At 58.5% G+C, this 19,559-nt stretch carries 16 protein-coding genes; 7 read left to right on the forward strand and 9 right to left on the reverse strand.

Going from position 1 to position 19,559, the window contains the following annotated elements; all coding sequences use genetic code 11:
• Positions 1-35: 35 nt before the first annotated feature.
• A complete protein-coding gene (locus tag ACTG20_RS13805) occupies positions 36-842 on the reverse strand; it encodes a crotonase/enoyl-CoA hydratase family protein (RefSeq protein ID WP_194496311.1) in 807 nt (268 codons plus the stop codon).
• 168 nt (positions 843-1,010) lie between these two features.
• Here ACTG20_RS13805 and ACTG20_RS13810 point away from each other — a divergent pair, with 168 nt between their 5' ends.
• From ACTG20_RS13810 to ACTG20_RS13830, 5 genes are all read left to right on the forward strand, one after another.
• Complete coding sequence (locus ACTG20_RS13810; RefSeq protein WP_194496310.1) at positions 1,011-2,798, forward strand: putative nucleotidyltransferase substrate binding domain-containing protein; 1,788 nt, start codon at positions 1,011-1,013, stop codon at positions 2,796-2,798.
• Positions 2,799-2,800: 2 nt separating this feature from the next.
• Positions 2,801-3,427: a 3'-5' exonuclease gene (locus ACTG20_RS13815; protein ID WP_194496309.1), complete on the forward strand. Its 627-nt coding sequence runs from the start codon at positions 2,801-2,803 to the stop codon at positions 3,425-3,427.
• A 105-nt stretch (positions 3,428-3,532) separates the two neighbouring features.
• A complete protein-coding gene (locus tag ACTG20_RS13820; RefSeq protein WP_040068110.1) occupies positions 3,533-3,844 on the forward strand; it encodes a DUF485 domain-containing protein in 312 nt (103 codons plus the stop codon).
• The gene (locus tag ACTG20_RS13825; protein ID WP_194496308.1) at positions 3,841-5,493 is read left to right on the forward strand and encodes a cation acetate symporter; all 1,653 of its coding nucleotides are present in this window, start codon (positions 3,841-3,843) and stop codon (positions 5,491-5,493) included. Before ACTG20_RS13820 ends, ACTG20_RS13825 begins: the two co-directional genes overlap by 4 nt.
• Before the next feature lie 167 nt (positions 5,494-5,660).
• The gene (locus ACTG20_RS13830; protein ID WP_040068106.1) at positions 5,661-7,253 is read left to right on the forward strand and encodes an ABC-F family ATPase; all 1,593 of its coding nucleotides are present in this window, start codon (positions 5,661-5,663) and stop codon (positions 7,251-7,253) included.
• Positions 7,254-7,458: 205 nt separating this feature from the next.
• Here ACTG20_RS13830 and ppiD read toward each other — a convergent pair whose 3' ends face one another.
• The 6 genes from ppiD to tig all read right to left on the reverse strand — a co-directional run bounded on the left by ppiD (position 7,459) and on the right by tig (position 15,897).
• Positions 7,459-9,372, reverse strand: a complete 1,914-nt coding sequence (gene ppiD, locus ACTG20_RS13835) for a peptidylprolyl isomerase (protein ID WP_194496307.1) — start codon at positions 9,370-9,372, stop codon at positions 7,459-7,461.
• Positions 9,373-9,522: 150 nt separating this feature from the next.
• Entirely contained in the window at positions 9,523-9,795 is a 273-nt protein-coding gene (gene hupB / locus ACTG20_RS13840) for a nucleoid-associated protein HU-beta (RefSeq protein ID WP_005315375.1), read from the reverse strand.
• Between the two features lie 240 nt (positions 9,796-10,035).
• Complete coding sequence (gene lon / locus ACTG20_RS13845) at positions 10,036-12,390, reverse strand: endopeptidase La (RefSeq protein ID WP_005336976.1); 2,355 nt, start codon at positions 12,388-12,390, stop codon at positions 10,036-10,038.
• 141 nt (positions 12,391-12,531) lie between these two features.
• The gene (gene clpX, locus ACTG20_RS13850) at positions 12,532-13,806 is read right to left on the reverse strand and encodes an ATP-dependent protease ATP-binding subunit ClpX (RefSeq protein ID WP_005336977.1); all 1,275 of its coding nucleotides are present in this window, start codon (positions 13,804-13,806) and stop codon (positions 12,532-12,534) included.
• Between the two features lie 70 nt (positions 13,807-13,876).
• Entirely contained in the window at positions 13,877-14,500 is a 624-nt protein-coding gene (gene clpP, locus ACTG20_RS13855; protein WP_005336979.1) for an ATP-dependent Clp endopeptidase proteolytic subunit ClpP, read from the reverse strand.
• Between the two features lie 86 nt (positions 14,501-14,586).
• On the reverse strand, positions 14,587-15,897 hold the full coding sequence (gene tig, locus ACTG20_RS13860) for a trigger factor (RefSeq protein WP_005345092.1): 1,311 nt from the start codon (positions 15,895-15,897) through the stop codon (positions 14,587-14,589).
• Between the two features lie 441 nt (positions 15,898-16,338).
• Between tig and ACTG20_RS13865 the strand changes: the two genes are divergently transcribed.
• Together ACTG20_RS13865 and yfbR are read left to right on the forward strand one after the other, a co-directional pair.
• The gene (locus tag ACTG20_RS13865; RefSeq protein WP_005336982.1) at positions 16,339-16,773 is read left to right on the forward strand and encodes a YccF domain-containing protein; all 435 of its coding nucleotides are present in this window, start codon (positions 16,339-16,341) and stop codon (positions 16,771-16,773) included.
• Between the two features lie 92 nt (positions 16,774-16,865).
• A complete protein-coding gene (gene yfbR, locus ACTG20_RS13870; RefSeq protein WP_194496306.1) occupies positions 16,866-17,456 on the forward strand; it encodes a 5'-deoxynucleotidase in 591 nt (196 codons plus the stop codon).
• 87 nt (positions 17,457-17,543) lie between these two features.
• Here yfbR and lolE read toward each other — a convergent pair whose 3' ends face one another.
• Both lolE and lolD read right to left on the reverse strand, forming a co-directional pair.
• Complete coding sequence (gene lolE, locus ACTG20_RS13875) at positions 17,544-18,785, reverse strand: lipoprotein-releasing ABC transporter permease subunit LolE (RefSeq protein WP_194496305.1); 1,242 nt, start codon at positions 18,783-18,785, stop codon at positions 17,544-17,546.
• Positions 18,785-19,483 carry a lipoprotein-releasing ABC transporter ATP-binding protein LolD gene (gene lolD / locus ACTG20_RS13880; RefSeq protein WP_005336988.1) on the reverse strand — a complete coding sequence of 233 codons (699 nt, stop codon included), beginning with the start codon at positions 19,481-19,483 and terminating at the stop codon, positions 18,785-18,787. The genes lolE and lolD overlap by 1 nt, the downstream gene beginning before the upstream one ends.
• Positions 19,484-19,559: the final 76 nt, after the last annotated feature.

Below are 19,559 nucleotides of genomic sequence, written 5' to 3' on the forward strand. Positions count from 1 at the left end.
CCTCGGCTGCCATTTCTTTTTCCTGTCACCTCATCTCAGAGCGGATTGCGGCGCGGCCCGAAGGGCAGCCGCCAGCGAAACAGGCTGTTAAGGGTGGCCCGCCACTGATTGGGTCGCCCCAGGATCTGCTTTTGCAGCCGAGTCTCCTCTTTGAGCATCGCCTCGTCACTGCGGGCCCAGGCCTGGCTGTAGAGCTGCTTGATCCCCGCCAGTGCATCCGGCGACTTGGTGATCAGGGTGCGGGCAAACTCCCGCGCCTCCACCAGCGGATCGGCGCAGACCCGGCTCACCATCCCGAGAGATTTGGCCTCGACGGCATCCAGCTCGCGCCCGCTCATGGCCAGCTCCATGGCGGTATCCACCCCCATCAGGTTGCGCATGGTGACGCTGCCACTCATATCGGGAATGATGCCCCACTTGATCTCCATCACCGAGAAGCGGCAATCGGGGGTGCTGAAGCGAAAATCGGCCCCGAGCGCAATCTGCAAGCCACCGCCAAAACAGACTCCCTGGGTCACCGCAATCACCGGCACCGGCAGCTGGTGCCAGCCATAGGCGACCCGCTGGGCCAGATTGGTCGCTTCGTCTGCTTCACGCTTGAGAATATCGAGCGCCGCTACCGGCTGCTTGAGCATGGATTTCACATCCAGTCCGGCGCAGAAGGCCCGCCCCTCGCCGTGCAGGATCACCGCCCGCAGCCCCTTGTGCCGGGCGAGCTGTGTCAGCGTCTCGTCGATAGCACTGAACATGGCGCGGTCCAGCGCATTGAGTTTGTCCCCCCGCGTCAGCATCACTTCGGCAATCCCGTCGTGGATCTCGCACTTGATCCTTGGTTTTTCCATCTCCCTTGTCCTCTCCTTGATCCCTGAAACTGACTCACTGGTCATACCACCACGTTATCAGAGTGTGAACAGGCGGTACAGCTGAGACTAAAGTCGGCTGGTCGCCTTCCCCTCCCTTTGTCACACTGGGAGCTGCATGAGTGCCGCAAGCCAGCAGAGGACGCTGTCATGTCAACCCTGTTCAATTTTGCCAGACCACCTTTCGACCGACTGGGCGAGGAGGCGCGCGAGCGGCTCTCCCGTCACCTCTCGCTCTGCTATTTTCGGGCCGGGGATCTGCTGCTCAAGGAGGGGGACGAGCCTCCCGGCCTCTATCTCATCATCAAGGGGGCGGTGGAAGAGTCGGCCCCTCACCACCAGTTTGGTGATTACGGGGTCGATGACCTGTTCGATGTGCGCGCCCAGTTTGACGGCCGCTGCCGCCACCGCTTCACCGCACTGGAAGATAGCCTCTGCCAACTCATCCCTCGCCACACCTTTCTGGCGCTCTGTGAGCAGGATCCGCAGTTTGCCAGCTACTTCACCGCCAATCTGGCCGAGCGCCAGCGCCAGCAGGAGCAGCGCGAACAGCTGGGTCAGAAGAATCTGGCGGAATTTATCCTGACCCGCATCGAACCCGGCCACCTGCAGGCACCGCTTATCGTCGACAGCAAGCTATCACTGCTGGCGGCGACCGAAGCCATGGTGAGCAAGGGGACCGATTGCCTGCTCTACCCCGCCCACGACGGCTCCCTCACGCTGGCAACCCGCAAGACCTTGCTCCATGCCCTGACCCTCAAGGGATTGCCGCTGACGGCCCCCCTCTCTGTGCTGACTCCCACGCCCTTGATTGGTCTGCCGCTGGAGAGCTATCTGTTTGATGCCCTGCTGCTGATGACCCGCCATCGCATCAAGCGACTGGTGGTGTGGCGTGGCAACGAGGTGGCGGGGATCTTGCAACTGACTCAGGTGCTGGGGCTCTTCTCGACCCACTCCCACGTACTGACCCTGCGCATCGCCCGCGCCGACAGCCTGCCGGCACTGGAGGCGGTGGCCCGCGAGCAGCAACTATTGACCCGCTCGCTGTTTACCCAGGGGATCCACACCGCCTTTTTGATGAAACTGATCGCCACCATCAATGAACAGCTGATCGCCAAAGCCTTTGCGCTGGTGATCCCCCCCGAGGTGCAGGATAAGGTCTGCCTGCTGATGCTGGGTTCGGAGGGGCGCGGCGAGCAGATCCTCAAAACCGATCAGGACAACGCCCTGATCCTGCCAGAGGGGCTGGCATGGCCCACCCAGGCAGCCGATCTGGCCGAATTTAGCGCCCTGCTGGAGCGCCTCGGCTACCCGCTGTGCCCCGGGCTGGTGATGGTGAACAATCCGGCCTGGGTGAAAACAGGTAGCGAGTGGCAAAGCGCCATTGCCAGTGCCTGCACCACGGCAAAAGAGGATGAGCTGCTCTGGCTCGCCACCCTGGCCGATGCTCACCCCATCGCGGGGGATCGACAGCTCCATCTGCCTGTTGCCAGAGCGCTGCGCGAGCAGTTGACCGACAGGCGGGATCTACTGGCGGAGATGGTGCGACCGGCGGTGGCCTTCCATGCCCCCCTCACCCTGTTTGGCCGGCTGGAACAGCCACCGGAAGGGCTGGATCTGAAGCGGGGCGGCCTGTTCCCGCTGGTGCACGGTATCCGCATGTTGGCCCTTGAGGCAGGCATTCTGGAGACTTCAACCCTGGGGCGTATCGACGCACTGGTTGCCGCCGATCGGCTCAGTGCCGACTATGGCAGCAATCTGGCAGAAGCGTTCCGGCTCTTTATCCGGCTGAGGCTGCGTAGCCAGCTCAAGGGAGGCGGTAGTCGGGTGCAGACAAGCGAGCTCAGCCACAGCGAGCGGGATCTGTTGCGTCAGGCGCTGCATCAGGTGAAGAAGTTCCAGCAGTGGCTCACCTTGCACTTTCGTCTGAGACAATAGCCATGTTGAGCCGCGTTCGACGCTACTGGTATGGCCGCGCGTTCCGAACGGGCGAGTTCGCGCCGCTCTTTGCCACCCCACCGGAAGATGAACGGATCGCCCTCGATTTCGAGACCACCAGTCTCGATCCCGAGCAGGCCGAGATCGTCTCCATCGGGGCGGTGCGCATTCAGGGTAACCGGCTGCTGACCGGCGAGGCCCTCGCCATCAAGGTACAGCCACCGGCCAGCCTGACCAGCCAATCTGTGGTGATCCACGGTCTGCGCCATCAGGATCTGCAACAGGGAATGGAGCTGGAAGCCGCGCTGCGCCTGCTACTCGACTTTATCGGCCCCCGTGAACTGGTGGGCTATCACATCGCCTACGACCTGCGCATTCTCAATCTCGCCTGCCAGAAATTGTGGGGATTGACCCTGCCCCAGCGAGGGATCGAGGTGAGCCAGCTCTATCACGACCACCTCTATCGCCGCTACCCCGATGCGGCCATTGACCTCCACTTGAGTGCCATCTGTAGCCACCTTGAACTGCCATCCCTGCCCGCCCACGATGCCCTTGCCGATGCCACCACGGCCGCGCTCATCTACCTGCGCCTGACCTGCGGCTCGCCGCTGGCTTATCCCAAAGTCTAATTGTCGAGAAATAACATTTAATTCACATTTTGCTTACATGAGCAGATTGCCTGCTCGTCGGGGTTACCCCATCCACCGCTGACACTCATGTCATGGAGAACTGCAATGGAACAGCAAAGCTATCTGAGGATCCAGCAAGATCCCAACTTCCAGGAGCTGGTCGCCAAGCGCCAGCGTTTTGCCTGGGCCCTCTCGGCTCTGATGCTGGGACTCTACCTGGCGTTTATTCTGCTCATCGCCTTTGCCCCCGGTTGGCTCGGCACCCCCTTGAGCGAAGGGTCGACCATTACTCGCGGCATTCCTGTCGGGGTAGGATTGATCCTCTCCTCCTTCGTGTTGACCGGCGTCTATGTCTTTCGCGCCAACGGCGAGTTTGATGAACTGAACCAGAAGATCCTCAAAGGGGTGCAATCATGAAAGGCAAGTTGCTGCTGTTGACCTCACTGGCCTCCTCTCCCCTGCTGGCGGCCGATGCAATCTCTGGCGCCGTGGAGCGTCAGCCCCTTAATGTCGCCGCCATCGTGATGTTTCTGGTGTTTGTGGCCGCTACCCTGTTCATCACCTACTGGGCCTCCAAGCGCAACCGCTCGGCTTCCGACTACTATGCGGCCGGTGGCCGTATCACCGGCTTCCAGAACGGTCTGGCCATCGCCGGTGACTATATGTCCGCCGCCTCCTTCCTCGGGATCTCCGCACTGGTCTACACCTCCGGCTATGACGGCCTCATCTACTCCATCGGCTTTCTGGTGGGCTGGCCCATCATTCTGTTCCTGATCGCCGAACGGCTGCGCAATCTCGGCAAATACACCTTCGCCGATGTCGCCTCCTATCGTCTGAAGCAGACTGAAGTGCGTACCCTCTCCGCCTGCGGCTCTCTGGTGGTGGTCGCCCTCTACCTGATCGCCCAGATGGTCGGTGCCGGCAAACTGATCGAGCTGCTGTTTGGCCTGCAATACCATGTGGCCGTGGTGCTGGTCGGTATCCTGATGGTGCTCTACGTGCTGTTTGGCGGCATGCTGGCCACCACCTGGGTGCAGATCATCAAGGCAGTGATGCTGCTCTCTGGTGCGTCCTTCATGGCCATCATGGTGATGAAGTCAGTCAACTTCGACATCGGCGCCCTGTTTAGCGAAGCGGTCAAAGTGCACGAGAAAGGCTCCGCTATCATGAGCCCGGGCGGGCTGGTCTCCGACCCCATCTCCGCCATTTCGCTCGGTCTGGCATTGATGTTCGGTACCGCCGGCCTGCCCCACATCCTGATGCGCTTCTTCACCGTGAGCGATGCCAAAGAGGCGCGTAAATCGGTGTTCTACGCCACTGGCTTTATCGGCTACTTCTACATCCTCACCTTCATCATCGGTTTTGGCGCCATCTTGCTGGTGAGCACCAATCCGGCCTTCAAGGATGCCACCGGCGCCCTGCTGGGCGGCACCAACATGGCAGCCGTCCACCTGGCTGATGCAGTGGGTGGAAGTCTGTTCCTCGGCTTCATCTCTGCCGTGGCATTTGCCACCATTCTGGCGGTAGTCGCCGGATTGACCCTGGCCGGAGCCTCTGCGGTCTCCCATGACCTCTATGCCAGTGTGTTGAAGAAGGGCAAGGCCAACGAGACTGATGAACTGCGCGTCTCCAAGATGACGACTCTGGTACTGGGTGTGGTTGCCATTGGTCTGGGGATCCTGTTCGAGAAGCAGAACATCGCCTTCATGGTCGGTCTGGCCTTCTCCATCGCCGCCAGCTGCAACTTCCCTGTGCTGTTCCTCTCCATGTTCTGGTCACGCCTGACCACCCGTGGCGCCGTCTACGGTGGCTGGCTGGGACTGGCGAGCGCAGTGACCCTGATGATCCTGGGTCCGACCGTGTGGGTGAAAGTGCTGGGCCATGCCCAGGCCATCTTCCCCTACGAATACCCTGCCCTCTTCTCCATGGGGTTGGCCTTCGTCGGGCTCTGGTTCTTCTCCATCACCGACAGCTCCCAGAACGCCGCCGACGAGCATGCCAAGTTCCTGCCGCAGTTCGTTCGCTCCCAGACCGGGCTGGGTGCCTCTGGCGCCACCTCCCACTAACAGCTCAAGTTCATCCTTCCAAGCCGGCTTCGCGCCGGCTTTTTTTATTGCCCATCAATCGGCTGCACGCCCCGCTTGCCCCGATCAAGATCACACTTCTCGCTAAAACTTTCGGGGGATCTGTGCCATAATGCGCGCCATTTGACAGACCAATCGGGACACATACCTTGTTAAGTAGCAACAACATCACCATGCAGTTCGGCGCCAAGCCGCTGTTTGAGAACATCAACGTCAAGTTTGGCGGCGGCAACCGCTATGGCCTTATCGGCGCCAACGGCTGTGGCAAGTCCACCTTTATGAAGATCCTCGGTGGTGATCTGGAGCCCACTGGCGGTAATGTGAGCCTGGACGTCAACGAGCGCATCGGTAAGCTGCGTCAGGATCAGTTCGCCTACGAAGATATGCGCGTACTGGACGTGGTCATGATGGGTCACACCGAGCTGTGGGCGGCTATCGCCGAGCGCGATGCCATCTACGCCAACCTCGAAGCCACCGACGAAGACTATATGAAGGCCGCCGAGCTGGAAGGTCTGGTTGCCGAGTATGACGGCTACACCGCCGAAGCGCGCGCAGGCGAGCTGCTGCTGGGTGTCGGCATTCCCCTTGAGCAGCACAACGGCCCGATGAGCGAAGTGGCCCCAGGCTGGAAACTGCGGGTGCTGCTGGCACAGGCGCTGTTCTCCAACCCTGACATCCTGCTGCTGGACGAACCGACCAACAACCTGGATATCAACACCATTCGCTGGCTGGAGCAGGTGCTCAACGAACGTGAAAGCACCATGATCATCATCTCTCACGACCGTCACTTCCTGAACTCTGTCTGTACCCACATGGCGGATCTGGACTACGGCGAGCTGCGCGTTTACCCGGGCAACTACGACGACTACATGCTGGCCGCCACCCAAGCGCGCGAGCGTCTGCTGGCCGACAACGCCAAGAAGAAGGCCCAGATTGCCGATCTGCAATCCTTCGTCTCCCGTTTCAGCGCCAACGCTTCCAAGTCCCGTCAGGCGACCTCCCGTCTCAAGCAGATCGACAAGATCAAGATTGAGGACGTCAAGGTCTCCAGCCGCCAGAACCCCTTCATCCGCTTCGAGCAGGACAAAAAGCTCTATCGCAACATCCTGGAAGTGGAAGGTGTCTCCAAGGGTTATGGCGACGGCCCCCTGTTCAAGGGCCTCAACATGATGATGGAAGTGGGCGAGAAGGTCGCCATTCTGGGTACCAACGGTATCGGTAAATCCACTCTGATCAAGACCCTGGTCGGCGCACTGGCACCGGATACCGGCACCATCAAGTGGTCCGAGAACGCCCAGATCGGTTACTACGCTCAGGATCACGCCGAAGACTTCGACACTGATCTCAACGTGTTCGACTGGATGGCCCAGTGGAAACAGGAGAACGAAGACGAGCAGGCTGTACGCTCCATACTGGGCCGTCTGCTCTTCTCTCAGGACGACATCAAGAAGCCGGTCAAGGTGCTCTCCGGTGGTGAACAGGGTCGCATGCTGTTCGGCAAGCTGATGATGCAGCGCCCCAATATCCTGATCATGGATGAGCCGACCAACCACCTGGACATGGAATCCATCGAATCCTTGAACATGGCACTGGAGCTCTACCAGGGGACCCTGATCTTCGTCTCCCACGACCGCGAGTTCGTCTCATCTCTGGCGACCCGTATCCTGGAACTGACCGAAGATGGTATCCGCGACTTCGGCGGCACCTACGAGGATTACCTGCGCACTCAGGGCGTGGTGTAACCCCTGCGCAGCACAAGCTAGCAATGAGAAACCGGCACTTATGTGCCGGTTTTTTTATATCCCGTATTTAGACGATTGAGATGGCGTATAGCAGTGATGTGACTACACGCTACAGAGCAGAGAGCATTGAGTCCCCCCTCTTTTGCCCACAGATAAAAAAACGGCTCCATCAAGGAGCCGTTTTCAATGGGTTGTGCAGTGCCGATTACTCGACGGTCGCTTCCACACTGGTGAAGTACTCGATCTTGGCTGCTTTGCGCAACTCGTCGATCAGAGACTTGTAATCCACCTGAGCTTTGCCCTGACCCAGCTGAGCTTGCAGCATGGCGGCCATGCCGGATGCGGCGGCAGGGACGTTGACCTTGTCCAGCGCAACCACAACGCGGTCACCATTGGTCTCGGCAACCAAAGCCACGCTCGGCTTGCCGTCGATCGGATGGGGCAGCGTGAACGCCTGGGCAATCAGGTTCTGATCCAGCTCGCGATCGAAGCGGGCAACCCCTTTGTGGGTCTCCACTTTCAGACCGAGTGCAGTCAGATCGGCGGTGATGCTCTCACCGACTTTCAGCTTGTCCAGCAGACCCTGGGCCTTGCCACGGGCCACTTCGCTAGCCTTGTCATGCTTGATGGCGGCAATCACCTGCTCTTTCACCTCGGCCAGCGGCTTGACCGCTTTGGGCTTGTGACCAGTGATGTGCAGCACCAGCGCCTTGCCATCAGCCAGCTCGATCACATCGGAGTTGGTGTTGTCATCGCGCAGCTGTTCGGAGAACGCCACGGAGAGCACCTTGGGATCGTTCAGCGGAGCCGGAGCAGTCTCCTGGGTGAAGAAATCGGAAGATTGGACCTTCATCCCCATGGCATCAGCGGTCAGATCCAGCGAGTCCGGGTTTTCGAAGCTGTTGTCAGCCATCTTCTGCTGCTCGGCGAAGAATTTCTCCTTGGCCTTGTCAGCTTGCAGACGAGTGATAGTCTCTTCTTTCACATCGGCAAACGGCTTGGTCTGGGCTGCTTCAACCCCCAGCAGCTTGATGATGTGGAAACCGAACGGGCTCTTCACCACGCCGGAGAGATCGCCAACCTTGTCCAGGGCGAACGCGGCTTTCTCGAAGGCCGGATCCATCACCCCTTTCTCGAACCAGTCCAGCTCGCCGCCTTTTTTGGCAGAGAAGGTATCGGAAGAGTCAGCCTTGGCCAGCGCAGCGAAATCATCGCCCGCCTTGGCTTTGGCCAGCACGGCTTCTGCTTTCTGCTCGGCCGCTTTCTCATCCTTGCCAAACGGGATCAGGATATGAGCCACATGGCGACGCTCGGCACGCTGGAACAGATCCTGGTGCTGATCGTAGTAATCCTGGGCATCCTGCTCGGTGACCTTGATATCTTTGGCGAGGTTGGCGGCGTCCAGCAGCAGATAGTCAACCTTGACCTGCTCGTCGTTCATGAAACGGGCGCCATTGGTCTTGTAGTACTGCTCCAGCTCGTTGTCGGAAACCTGAACATCAGCCATGTAGTTGGCGGCAGCCAGACGCACCAGACGCAGATCGCGAGTCTGGTTGTAGAGCTTGTCGAGCTGCTCCGCTTCACCCTTGAGGGAGAATTCGGTGCCCAGCAGGGCGCTCATCAACTGTTGACGCACCATGTCCTGACGCAGGGAGTCACGAAACATTTCGGGAGTCATGCCGGCACGACGGATCAGCTGCAGATAGCGGTCATTGTTGAACTTGCCGTTCTCGGCAAACTCGGGCATGGCAACGATGGCCTGTTTGATCTGCTCATCGCTGACGCGCAGACCCAGCTCGCGAGCCTTGCTGTCCAGCAGCGCCTGATCGATCAGGCGATCCAGCACACCGCGGCGGAACTGTTTCATGTAATCGGGGTTCGCGGCCAGCTGGCTGAATGCCTCTCCCATCTGGGATTCCATGCGGGCGCGCTCGTTACGGTAGGCATTTTCCAGTGCCGCAGCACTGATCTCGGTGCCATTGACGGTGGCGGGGGCGGTACGGGCCGGGCCGTTCAGGTAACTACCTACACCAGCCAAGGCAAAGGAGAGGATGATCAGGCCCAAGATAACCTTGGCTACCTTGCCCTGCGCCCCTTCGCGTAGTTTATCCAACATCATGTTTGTACTTATGCTCCCGAACTCGATGGGCGTAAACAATAAAAAGGCGCACCGATTGCGATGCGCCTTGGTCAATCAGTATGAGAGAAGACTCTCTAACTTGTCTGGTCTGCGACCAAGGACGGTAGCCGACGGATATCAGCGACCGACTTAGTTAACAGCGTCTTTCAGGGCCTTACCGGCTTTGAAGGCAGGAACTTTACCAGCAGCGATTTCGATGGTCGCGCCAGTCTGCGGGTTACGGCCTGAACGGGCAGCACGCTCGCGTACAGCGAAAGTACCGAAACCAACCAGAGCAACCTGGTCACCCTCTTTCAGCGCTTCACCAACAGCATCAATGAAGGCATCCAACGCACGGCCAGCGGCAGCTTTGGAGATATCGGCACCGTCTGCAATCTTGTCAATCAGTTGAGATTTATTCACTCTTATATTCCCCTTTTATCAAACACCGCTGCGGCGCTGATTTCCCTGGCCACAACAAGTGGAGGTTTTATAGCAAGCCTCCTGATCAGTTGCAAGTGACAATCTGGCGCAAACCCGCGCCACACAACGCATTGCGACTCATCACGAGTACCCGATCGGTGGTCAAGGCTACTTCCGTTATCGGGCGCATGCAAGCCTTAACCACCCGTCGAATGCGCCAAATTTGCGGCGCATCAACATTTACACGACAGAAACGCGCTCAAACCCCTGTGGATTGTCCTGCAACGCCAATTCCAGCACCTCGTCAATCCAGCGAACCGGATAAATTTCAAGGTCTTGTTTGACGTTTGCCGGGATCTCCTCAAGGTCACGCTCGTTCTCTTTCGGAATAAGCACTCGCTTGATGCCGCCACGGTGGGCTGCCAGCAACTTCTCCTTGAGACCACCGATGGGCAGCACTTCGCCGCGCAAGGTGATCTCCCCTGTCATCGCCACATCAGCACGAACCGGATTACCGGTCAAGCTGGAGACCAGGGCGGTACACATGGCGATACCGGCGCTCGGACCATCTTTCGGGGTTGCCCCTTCCGGTACGTGCACGTGGATATCGCGCTTCTCGTAGAAGTCGGCGTTGATGCGCAGTTTCTCGGCACGGGCCCGTACGACCGTCATGGCCGCCTGGATGGACTCCTGCATCACATCACCGAGAGAACCGGTATAAGTGAGCTTGCCCTTGCCCGGCATGTTGGTGGTCTCGATGGTGAGCAGATCGCCCCCCACTTCGGTCCACGCCAGACCACACACCTGACCCACCTGGTTCTGGTCGGTGGCCTTGCCGTAATCGAAACGCTGCACCCCGAGGAACTCCTTGAGGTTCTCCTGATTGACCTGAACATGCTTGATGCTCTTGTCCAGCAGGATGCGCTTGACCGCCTTGCGACAAATCTTGGAGATCTCGCGCTCCAGACTCCGCACCCCCGCCTCGCGGGTGTAGTAACGGATCACTCCGACCAGCGCAGAATCTTCAATGGTGATCTCAGACTCTTTCAGGCCGTTGCGCTGGATCTGCTTGGCAACCAGATGCTGCTTGGCAATGTTGAGCTTCTCATCTTCGGTGTAACCGGAGAGACGGATCACTTCCATCCGGTCCAGCAAGGGGCCCGGGATGTTCATGGAGTTGGAGGTAGCCACGAACATCACGTCCGACAGGTCATAATCCACTTCCAGATAGTGATCGTTGAAGCTGTTGTTCTGTTCCGGATCCAGCACTTCTAGCAAGGCGGATGCGGGATCGCCACGCATGTCCGAGCTCATCTTGTCGATCTCGTCGAGCAGGAACAGCGGGTTCTTCACGCCGACTTTCGCCATCTTCTGGATAAGCTTGCCGGGCATGGAACCAATATAGGTACGGCGGTGACCGCGGATCTCCGCTTCGTCACGCACCCCACCCAAGGCCATCCGCACATATTTGCGGCCTGTCGCCTTGGCGATGGATTGGCCCAGCGAGGTCTTGCCCACACCGGGAGGCCCAACCAGACAGAGGATGGGGCCCTTGAGCTTGTTCACCCGTGCCTGTACCGCCAGATATTCGAGGATGCGATCCTTGACCTTCTCAAGGCCATAGTGATCGGCATCCAGCACCTCTTGCGCCTTGCCAAGGTCTTTTTTGACCTTGGAGCGCGCCTTCCAGGGCACCTGTACCATCCAGTCCACATAGCTGCGAACCACGGTAGCCTCGGCGGACATGGGAGACATCATCTTCAGCTTGGCAAGCTCGGCCTGGGCCTTTTCACGGGCATCTTCCGGCATGCCAGCCTCTTCAATCTTGCGATTGAGGGCTTCAAACTCATCCGGGCTATCTTCCAGCTCACCCAGCTCTTTCTGGATGGCCTTCATCTGCTCGTTGAGGTAATACTCGCGCTGGCTCTTTTCCATCTGCTTCTTGACGCGAGTACGGATGCGCTTCTCGACCTGCAGCAGGTCAATTTCCGACTCCATCATCGCCATCAGGAATTCGATGCGCTCGGAGACAGAGACGATCTCCAGCACCTTCTGCTTGTCTTCCAGCTTGAGCGGCATGTGGGCCGCCATGGTGTCAGCCAGACGCGCAGCATCGTCGATCGCCGAGATCGAGGTCAGTACCTCGGGCGGGATCTTCTTGTTGAGCTTGATATAGCCTTCAAACTGGCCGATAGCGGAGCGAACCAGTACTTCCTGATCCTTCTCCTCAATGGCTTGGGAGGGGATGTACTGAGCCTCGCAGACAAAGAAATCCTTGTCGTCGATCATCCGCTCCAGGCGGGCACGCTGCCCACCCTCTACCAGCACCTTGACGGTGCCGTCCGGCAGCTTGAGCATCTGCAGAATATTGGCCACTGTCCCGACGGTGAAGATCTCCTCCACAGTCGGCTCATCGGTTGACGCATCCTTCTGGGCCACCAGCAGAACTTTCTTGTCCTGCTCCATGGCCGCTTCCAGACAGCGAATGGATTTTTCCCGCCCCACAAAGAGTGGAATGACCATGTGGGGATAAACCACCACGTCACGAAGAGGCAGGACGGGAATCTCGATGCGTTCTGAACGCTCTAGGTTCATATATGTCCTCTCGGCTTGTTATACCGTTGGCAAAGCGCTTGGCTGAGTATATGGGGGCGCTGAGATGAGATTCAATCGCCGAAACCGTAAAAAGCATGAAAGGGGCAAAAAGCCCCTTCCATTCGATTAAAAATCAGACATTTACTCTGATGCAGCAGCCTGGGTTTCGGGATTTTCGTAAATCATCAAGGGCGCGGAGTCCCCTTTGATCACGGTTTCGTCGATCACCACCTTGCTGACCCCTTCCAGAGAAGGCAGGTCATACATGGTATCCAGCAACACGGCTTCCACGATGGAACGCAGACCACGAGCACCGGTTTTACGCTCCATCGCCTTGCGGGCAATGGCGTTGAGCGCATCGTCACGGAACTCCAGTTCAACCCCTTCCAGATCGAACAACGCAGCGTACTGTTTGGTCAGCGCGTTTTTCGGCTCTTTCAGGATCTGGATAAGGGCAGACTCGTCCAGCTCGGTCAGGGTCGCGACCACCGGCAGACGGCCGATGAACTCGGGGATCAGACCATACTTGATCAGATCTTCCGGCTCTACCTTGGCGAAGGTCTCGCTCAGGGTGGCCTTGGCATCCTTGGATTTCACCTCGGCGCCAAAACCGATACCGGTTCCCTTCACGGAACGCTGCTCGATCACCTTGTCCAGACCGGCAAAGGCACCGCCGCAGATGAAGAGGATCTTGGAGGTATCAACCTGCAAGAACTCCTGCTGCGGATGCTTGCGACCACCTTGCGGCGGCACGGAAGCGATGGTCCCTTCGATTAGCTTGAGCAGTGCCTGCTGCACCCCTTCCCCGGAGACATCACGGGTAATGGAAGGGTTGTCCGACTTGCGGGAGATCTTGTCGATCTCGTCGATATAGACGATGCCACGCTGGGCCTTCTCTACGTCGTAGTCGCACTTTTGCAGCAGCTTCTGGATGATGTTTTCCACGTCCTCGCCCACATAACCGGCTTCGGTCAGGGTGGTCGCATCGGCCATGGTGAACGGCACATCCAGCAGACGAGCCAGAGTCTCGGCTAGCAGGGTTTTACCGCTACCGGTCGGGCCAATCAGCAGGATGTTGGATTTGCCGAGCTCCACACCACTGTTTTCGCCGCTGTTGCGCAGACGCTTGTAGTGGTTGTAGACGGCAACGGCCAACACCTTCTTGGCGTACTCCTGCCCGATCACATAGTCATCGAGATGAGCGCGGATCTGATGAGGGGTCGGCAGCTCGTTACCATCGCGCTTGGGCGAGATCTCGCGGATCTCTTCGCGGATGATGTCGTTGCACAGCTCGACACACTCATCACATATGTAGACGGAAGGGCCAGCGATCAGCTTGCGCACTTCATGCTGGCTTTTGCCGCAAAAAGAGCAGTAGAGCAGCTTATCACCCTCACCCTTGCGTTTTTCTGTCATTCAGCAACCTCGTTTTATCAATAGAGGATGGATCGGCCTGTTGAGTTTACAACAGACCGGGACACCCTGCTCAGCTACGCTGGCTCAGGACACCGTCTACCAGACCATAGGCCACGGCCTGCTCGGCGGACATGAAGTTGTCACGATCGGTGTCACGCTCGATGGTAGCCATGTCCTGACCGGTGTGGAACGCCAGGCGCTCGTTCAGGGTATTTTTGATCTTCAGGATCTCCTGGGCGTGGATCTGGATATCAGATGCCTGACCCTGGAAGCCACCCAGCGGCTGGTGGATCATCACGCGGGCGTTAGGCAGGCAGAAACGCTTGCCCTTGGCGCCGCCAGCCAGCAGGAAGGCACCCATGGAGCAGGCCTGCCCCATGCAGACGGTGCTGACATCCGGCTTGATGAACTGCATGGTGTCATAGATGGACATGCCCGCAGTCACCGAACCACCCGGCGAGTTGATGTAGATATAGATGTCCTTGTCCGGATTCTCGGACTCGAGGAACAGCAACTGGGCAACCACCAGATTGGCCATGTGATCTTCAACCTGACCAGTCAGGAAGATCACCCGCTCTTTCAGCAGACGGGAGTAAATATCGTAGGAACGTTCACCCTTGGCAGTCTGTTCGACCACGATGGGGACCAGCGCATTGCTGGGAGAATCGGTCATATCGTTATAGTTCTTGTACATAAGGCATTGTCCCTAAAATAAAATGGCCCGAGTGGAGATCACACGAGCCATTATACTTAACAGTCTTGACCTTAAGTCAAATGTTCTTAGGCAGCGGCGCCAGACTTGTTGATCACTTCGTCAAAGGCAACTTCTTTTTCGGTCACTTGCGCTTTGGACAGGATCAGGTCGATGGCTTGATCTTCTACTGCCAGGTTACGAACGCCGTTCAGCATCTGTTCGTTCTTCTGGTAGTACTCGATCACTTCCTTCGGATCTTCGTAGGCAGTCGCCATGGACTCGATGATGCTGTTTACACGGGCATCGTCAGCCTTGATCTCGTTGGTGCGGATCACGTCCCCCAGCAGCAGGCCTACGCGTACACGACGCTCGGCTTGAGCCTGGAACAGTTCAGCAGGCAGCTCGGGAGCGTTGCCGCCCTGGAAGCCACCGAAACGCTGCAGCGCCTGCTGACGCAGTGCGTCGATCTCTTGAGCAACGGCAGCTTTCGGCAGGTCGATTTGGTTGGCTTCAACCAGACCGTTCAGAACCTGCTCTTTCACGCTGTTTTTCAGGGCTTGAGCCAGTTCGCGCTCCATGTTCTTGCGCACTTCGGCTTTCAGCTCTTCAACAGAACCGCTTTCGATACCGAAACGCTTCACGAACTCTTCGGTCAGCTCAGGCAGGATCTGCTCTTCAACCTTGATCAGCTTGGAAGCGAACTTGGCTTCTTTGCCTTTCAGGTTTTCAGCGTGGTAATCAGCCGGGAAGGTCACTTCGATGGTGAACTCGTCGCCCGCTTTCTTGCCCAGGATGGCGTCTTCGAAGCCCGGGATCATACGGCCAGCACCCAGCACCAGGTTGAAGCCTTCAGCTTTGCCGCCGTCGAACTCTTCACCGTCGATGGAACCGACGAAGTCCATGGTCACACGCATGCCATTGGCAGCGGCAACATCGGCATCAGCCCAGGTAGCGTGCTGCTTGCGCAGGGTGTCGATCATGTTGGCCAGATCTTCATCCTTCACGGTAGCAACCGGCTTCTCGACCTTGATGGTCTCGAGACCTGCAACTTCGAACTCCGGATACACTTCGAAAGTGGCGGTGAATTCGAAATCTTGACCTTCTTTGATCTCTTTCGGATCCATGGTCGGGGCACCGGCCGGGCTCAGTTTGTTTTCGATGATGGCTTTGATGAAGTTGCTCTGCATCATTTCATCAGCAACGCGGGCGTGAGCCATGGCGCCGAACATCTTCTTGATGATGGCAACCGGAGCCTTGCCAGGACGGAAACCGTCGATGCGACGAGTTTTGGCCAGGCCATTCAATTCTTTACGCACAGCGGCGTCTACGGTAGCGGCCGGTACAGTGATGGTAAGACGGCGTTCCAGACCCTGGGTTGTCTCTACAGAAACTTGCATTCTTCTACCTCGTTCAACTCAGCACTGTGTGCTGACCCTTTATTGCCCCTGGGCAAAGCCCGGAGTCTTCCTGTTTATAAAGACAACGATATGTCTTTGTGATGAGAAAATATGACGCGGCATTATAGCGGCGCACTTTGGTCGAGTCGAGCCACACATCCCCCACATTGAGCGGCGTGCAAGCACAATTCGTGCAAAACTGCCCTTTATATGGGGAGAGAGGTGCCCGACTTCAACTATCCGATGGCAATAATTTTGCGTTTGCTCACCTTTTTTCATCCGAACGCCGCTTTATTGCCCACCTTTCACCGAAAAACAGCCCACCGTTGCGGGCGGCGACTCAATTTGACCAGCCAAATAGTGATTGGACCAATCAACCATTGCGTCCCTACCCCTCCCTCGTTATGGTGGCAACCAAATTGATGATCTGGAGTCACTCACATGGCCTTTTTCCGCTTCTTGTTCAATCTGCTCTGGTTTGTACTGGGAGGTGTCTTTATGGGCCTGGCCTGGTGGCTGGCCGGTCTTGTCTGCTTTATCTCGCTGGTCGGCATCCCCTGGGGACGTGCCTGCTTCGTGATCGGCACCTTTACCTTCTTCCCGTTTGGCAAGCAGGCCGTCAATCGCAAGACCATGACTGGCCAGAGCGATATCGGCACCGGCACTCTGGGGCTGATTGGCAACATCCTCTGGTTCGTGCTGATCGGCGTCTGGCTGGCCATCGGCCACATCGCTTCCGCGCTGGCCTGCTTCGTGACCATTATCGGTATCCCGTTCGGTATCCAGCACCTCAAGCTGGCGCTGATCAGCCTGGCGCCCATCGGCCAGATGATAGTGACCAACCAGGAGGCGGAATCGGGCCGCTATATCCGCTAAACACGGGAAATGCGCGGGCAGACGCTGCCCTGCAACGAAAAAAAGGGCAGACTAGGGTCTGCCCTTTTCTATTCTCTTTTGTTGAGGCCATCATGTTACCCAGCCACTTTTTCGCCAATCTCGCCCGCATGAAACTCATCTACCGCTGGCCCCTGATGCGCAACATCCAGCCGGAAAACATTGCCGAGCACAGCCTGCAGGTGGCCATGGTGGCCCATGCCCTCGGCATAATCAAAAATCGACTGTTTGGCGGCAGCGTGAATGCCGATCGCGCCGCCGTGATGGCCCTCTACCACGATAGCAGTGAGGTGCTGACCGGCGATCTGCCTACCCCGGTCAAATACTTCAACCCCGAAATTGCCCGCGAGTACAAGAAGATAGAACTGGCCGCCGAACAGCGTCTGCTTGGCATGCTGCCGCCGGAACTGGTGGAGGACTTTCGCCCCCTGCTCGATTCGGCAGCCCAGGATGACGAGCTGGCCAGAATGGTCAAGGATGCCGACACCCTCTGCGCCTATACCAAGTGTCTGGAGGAGATCAACGCGGGCAACCGGGAGTTCGAGCCGGCTCGCAAGCGCCTTGAAGCCATGCTGGCAGCCCGGATGAGCGATGAGATGCGCTACTTTATCGACACCTTCGTGGCCAGCTTCTCCCTGCCACTCGATGAGCTCAACGCGCACTAAGCCAGTCCACGCGACCTGAAAACAGCAGGGCCCGCCGGTTTGCACCGGCGGGCCCTTCGTTCTTTATTGCGGATCAGATGCTACGCATCAGTGACCCAGCTCGCGGGAGGGTACCAGACCGCTCGCCCGCCAGGCGGGATAGAGGGTCGCCACCAGACTCATCAGGATGGCGGCGCCCGTCACGATAAGCAGATCCTGCATATGCAACTCAGTCGGCAGGAAGTCGATGAAGTAGATATCCGGATTGAGGAAGCGGTGGCCAATAAGCTTTTCGACAACGCTCAGGATCTGGGTCAGCTTGCTCGAAAGCAGCCCACCCAGCAGGGCACCGAGCAGGGCACCGGCCACGCCGTTGACCATCCCCTGAATGACGAAGGTAAGCCGGATCTGACCGGGGCTCGCCCCCATGGTTTTCAGGATGGCGATCTCGCTGCGCTTCTCGTTCACCGCCATAACCAGAGTGGAGACGATGTTGAAGCAGGCGACGGCCACCACCATCAGCATTACCACATACATGACGGTACGCACCATCTGGATGTCCTGATAGAGGTAGCCCTGGCTGTTCATCCAGCTGCGGATATAGACGTGATGAGGGAACTGCTGCGCCGCGGCGATCGTAATATTTTGTGCATTAAGCACATCACTCACCCGCAGGCTGAAGCCCTCCACATCGCTGCCCATGCTGGTGATCCCTTGCGCATCGGCCAGATGCATAAAGCCGAGCAGGCCGTCGAGCTGACCGCCAATTTCCAGCAGCCCCACCACAGTCAGGGCTTCGCGCCGGGGATTCTTGATCCCCGCCTGATCGCCCCCTTGCGGCAGCAGCAGGGCGACCGAGTCCCCCACCTTGACGCCCAGCTTGTCGGCGATGGTCTTGCCCAAGATCACCCCACGTTCACCCGGTTGCAGTTCACGCAGGCCGCGGCCCGTCATGTATTTGCCGGCATCCGACAGATTGGCTTCCAGATCGGGCAGCACGGCGCGCAGTTGCACCCCCTTGAGGGCAGAGCCATGCTCCAGCAGGCCATTGAGGCGAATGACCGGCGCTGCCGCCTCAACGCCCGGCTGGGCCAGCAGGTAGTCGCGCAGACGTGGCCAATCCGGCAGCGGCCGCTCGACGGCGTCCAGCTCACCTTGCGGCACCACCGAGAGCACCCGATCTTTAAGCTCCCGCTCGAAACCGTTCATGGCGGAGAGGCCCAGGATCAGCGCCATCACCCCGAGGGCGATACCGATCAGGGAAGAGGCAGAAATAAAGGCGATAAACCCGTTGCGACGGCGGGAGCGGCTGTAACGCAGGCCCAGAAAGAGGGGCAGCGGTTTGAACATCAGGCAACCTCCGCCATCACGCCGCTCACCAGGGTCACCCGGCGATGGAGCTTGGCCGCGAGGCTCAAGTCGTGAGTCACTACCACAAACGCAGTGCCCAGTTCACGATTCAGTTCACACAGCAGTTCGTACACCGCGGTGGCACTGGCGTGATCCAGATTGCCGGTAGGCTCATCCGCCAGCACCAAGCTCGGTTCGTTGACCAGCGCCCGGGCGATCGCCACCCGCTGACGTTCGCCACCAGAAAGCTCGGAGGGACGGTGGTTCAAGCGATGGGAGAGCCCTACCCTACCCAACATTTTGGTCGCCTTTTCGGTGGCAACCGCCACCGACTCACCGGCGATCAGCAGCGGCATGGCCGCATTTTCCAGCGCACTGAACTCGGAGAGCAGGTGGTGGAACTGGTAGACAAAGCCCAGCTCGCGGTTGCGAAAACGGGCTTGGGTACGGCTGTCCCAATGGTGGATATCCTCCCCCTTGAACAGCACGGCGCCGCTGGAGGGGTTGTCCAGCGCCCCCATCAGATGCAGCAGAGTGGTCTTGCCGGAGCCCGAGCTCCCCACCACCGCCAGCATTTCACCGGGCGCGACGCAGAGATCGATCCCCTTGAGCACCTGAGTCTCCAGCTCCCCCTCTTTATAGACATGATTGAGCGCCTGGCAGCGCAGCAGAGGTTCACGGGATACGGCTTCATTCATAACAGGGGCTCCACTTGCCTCGGTAACAACGCTGGCACCCGCAACTACGGGGGCACCAGTCACAACAGAAGATGCA

The organism is Aeromonas sp. 84A (assembly GCF_051919345.1).
In the GTDB taxonomy this organism is placed as follows: Bacteria; Pseudomonadota; Gammaproteobacteria; order Enterobacterales; family Aeromonadaceae; genus Aeromonas; species Aeromonas veronii.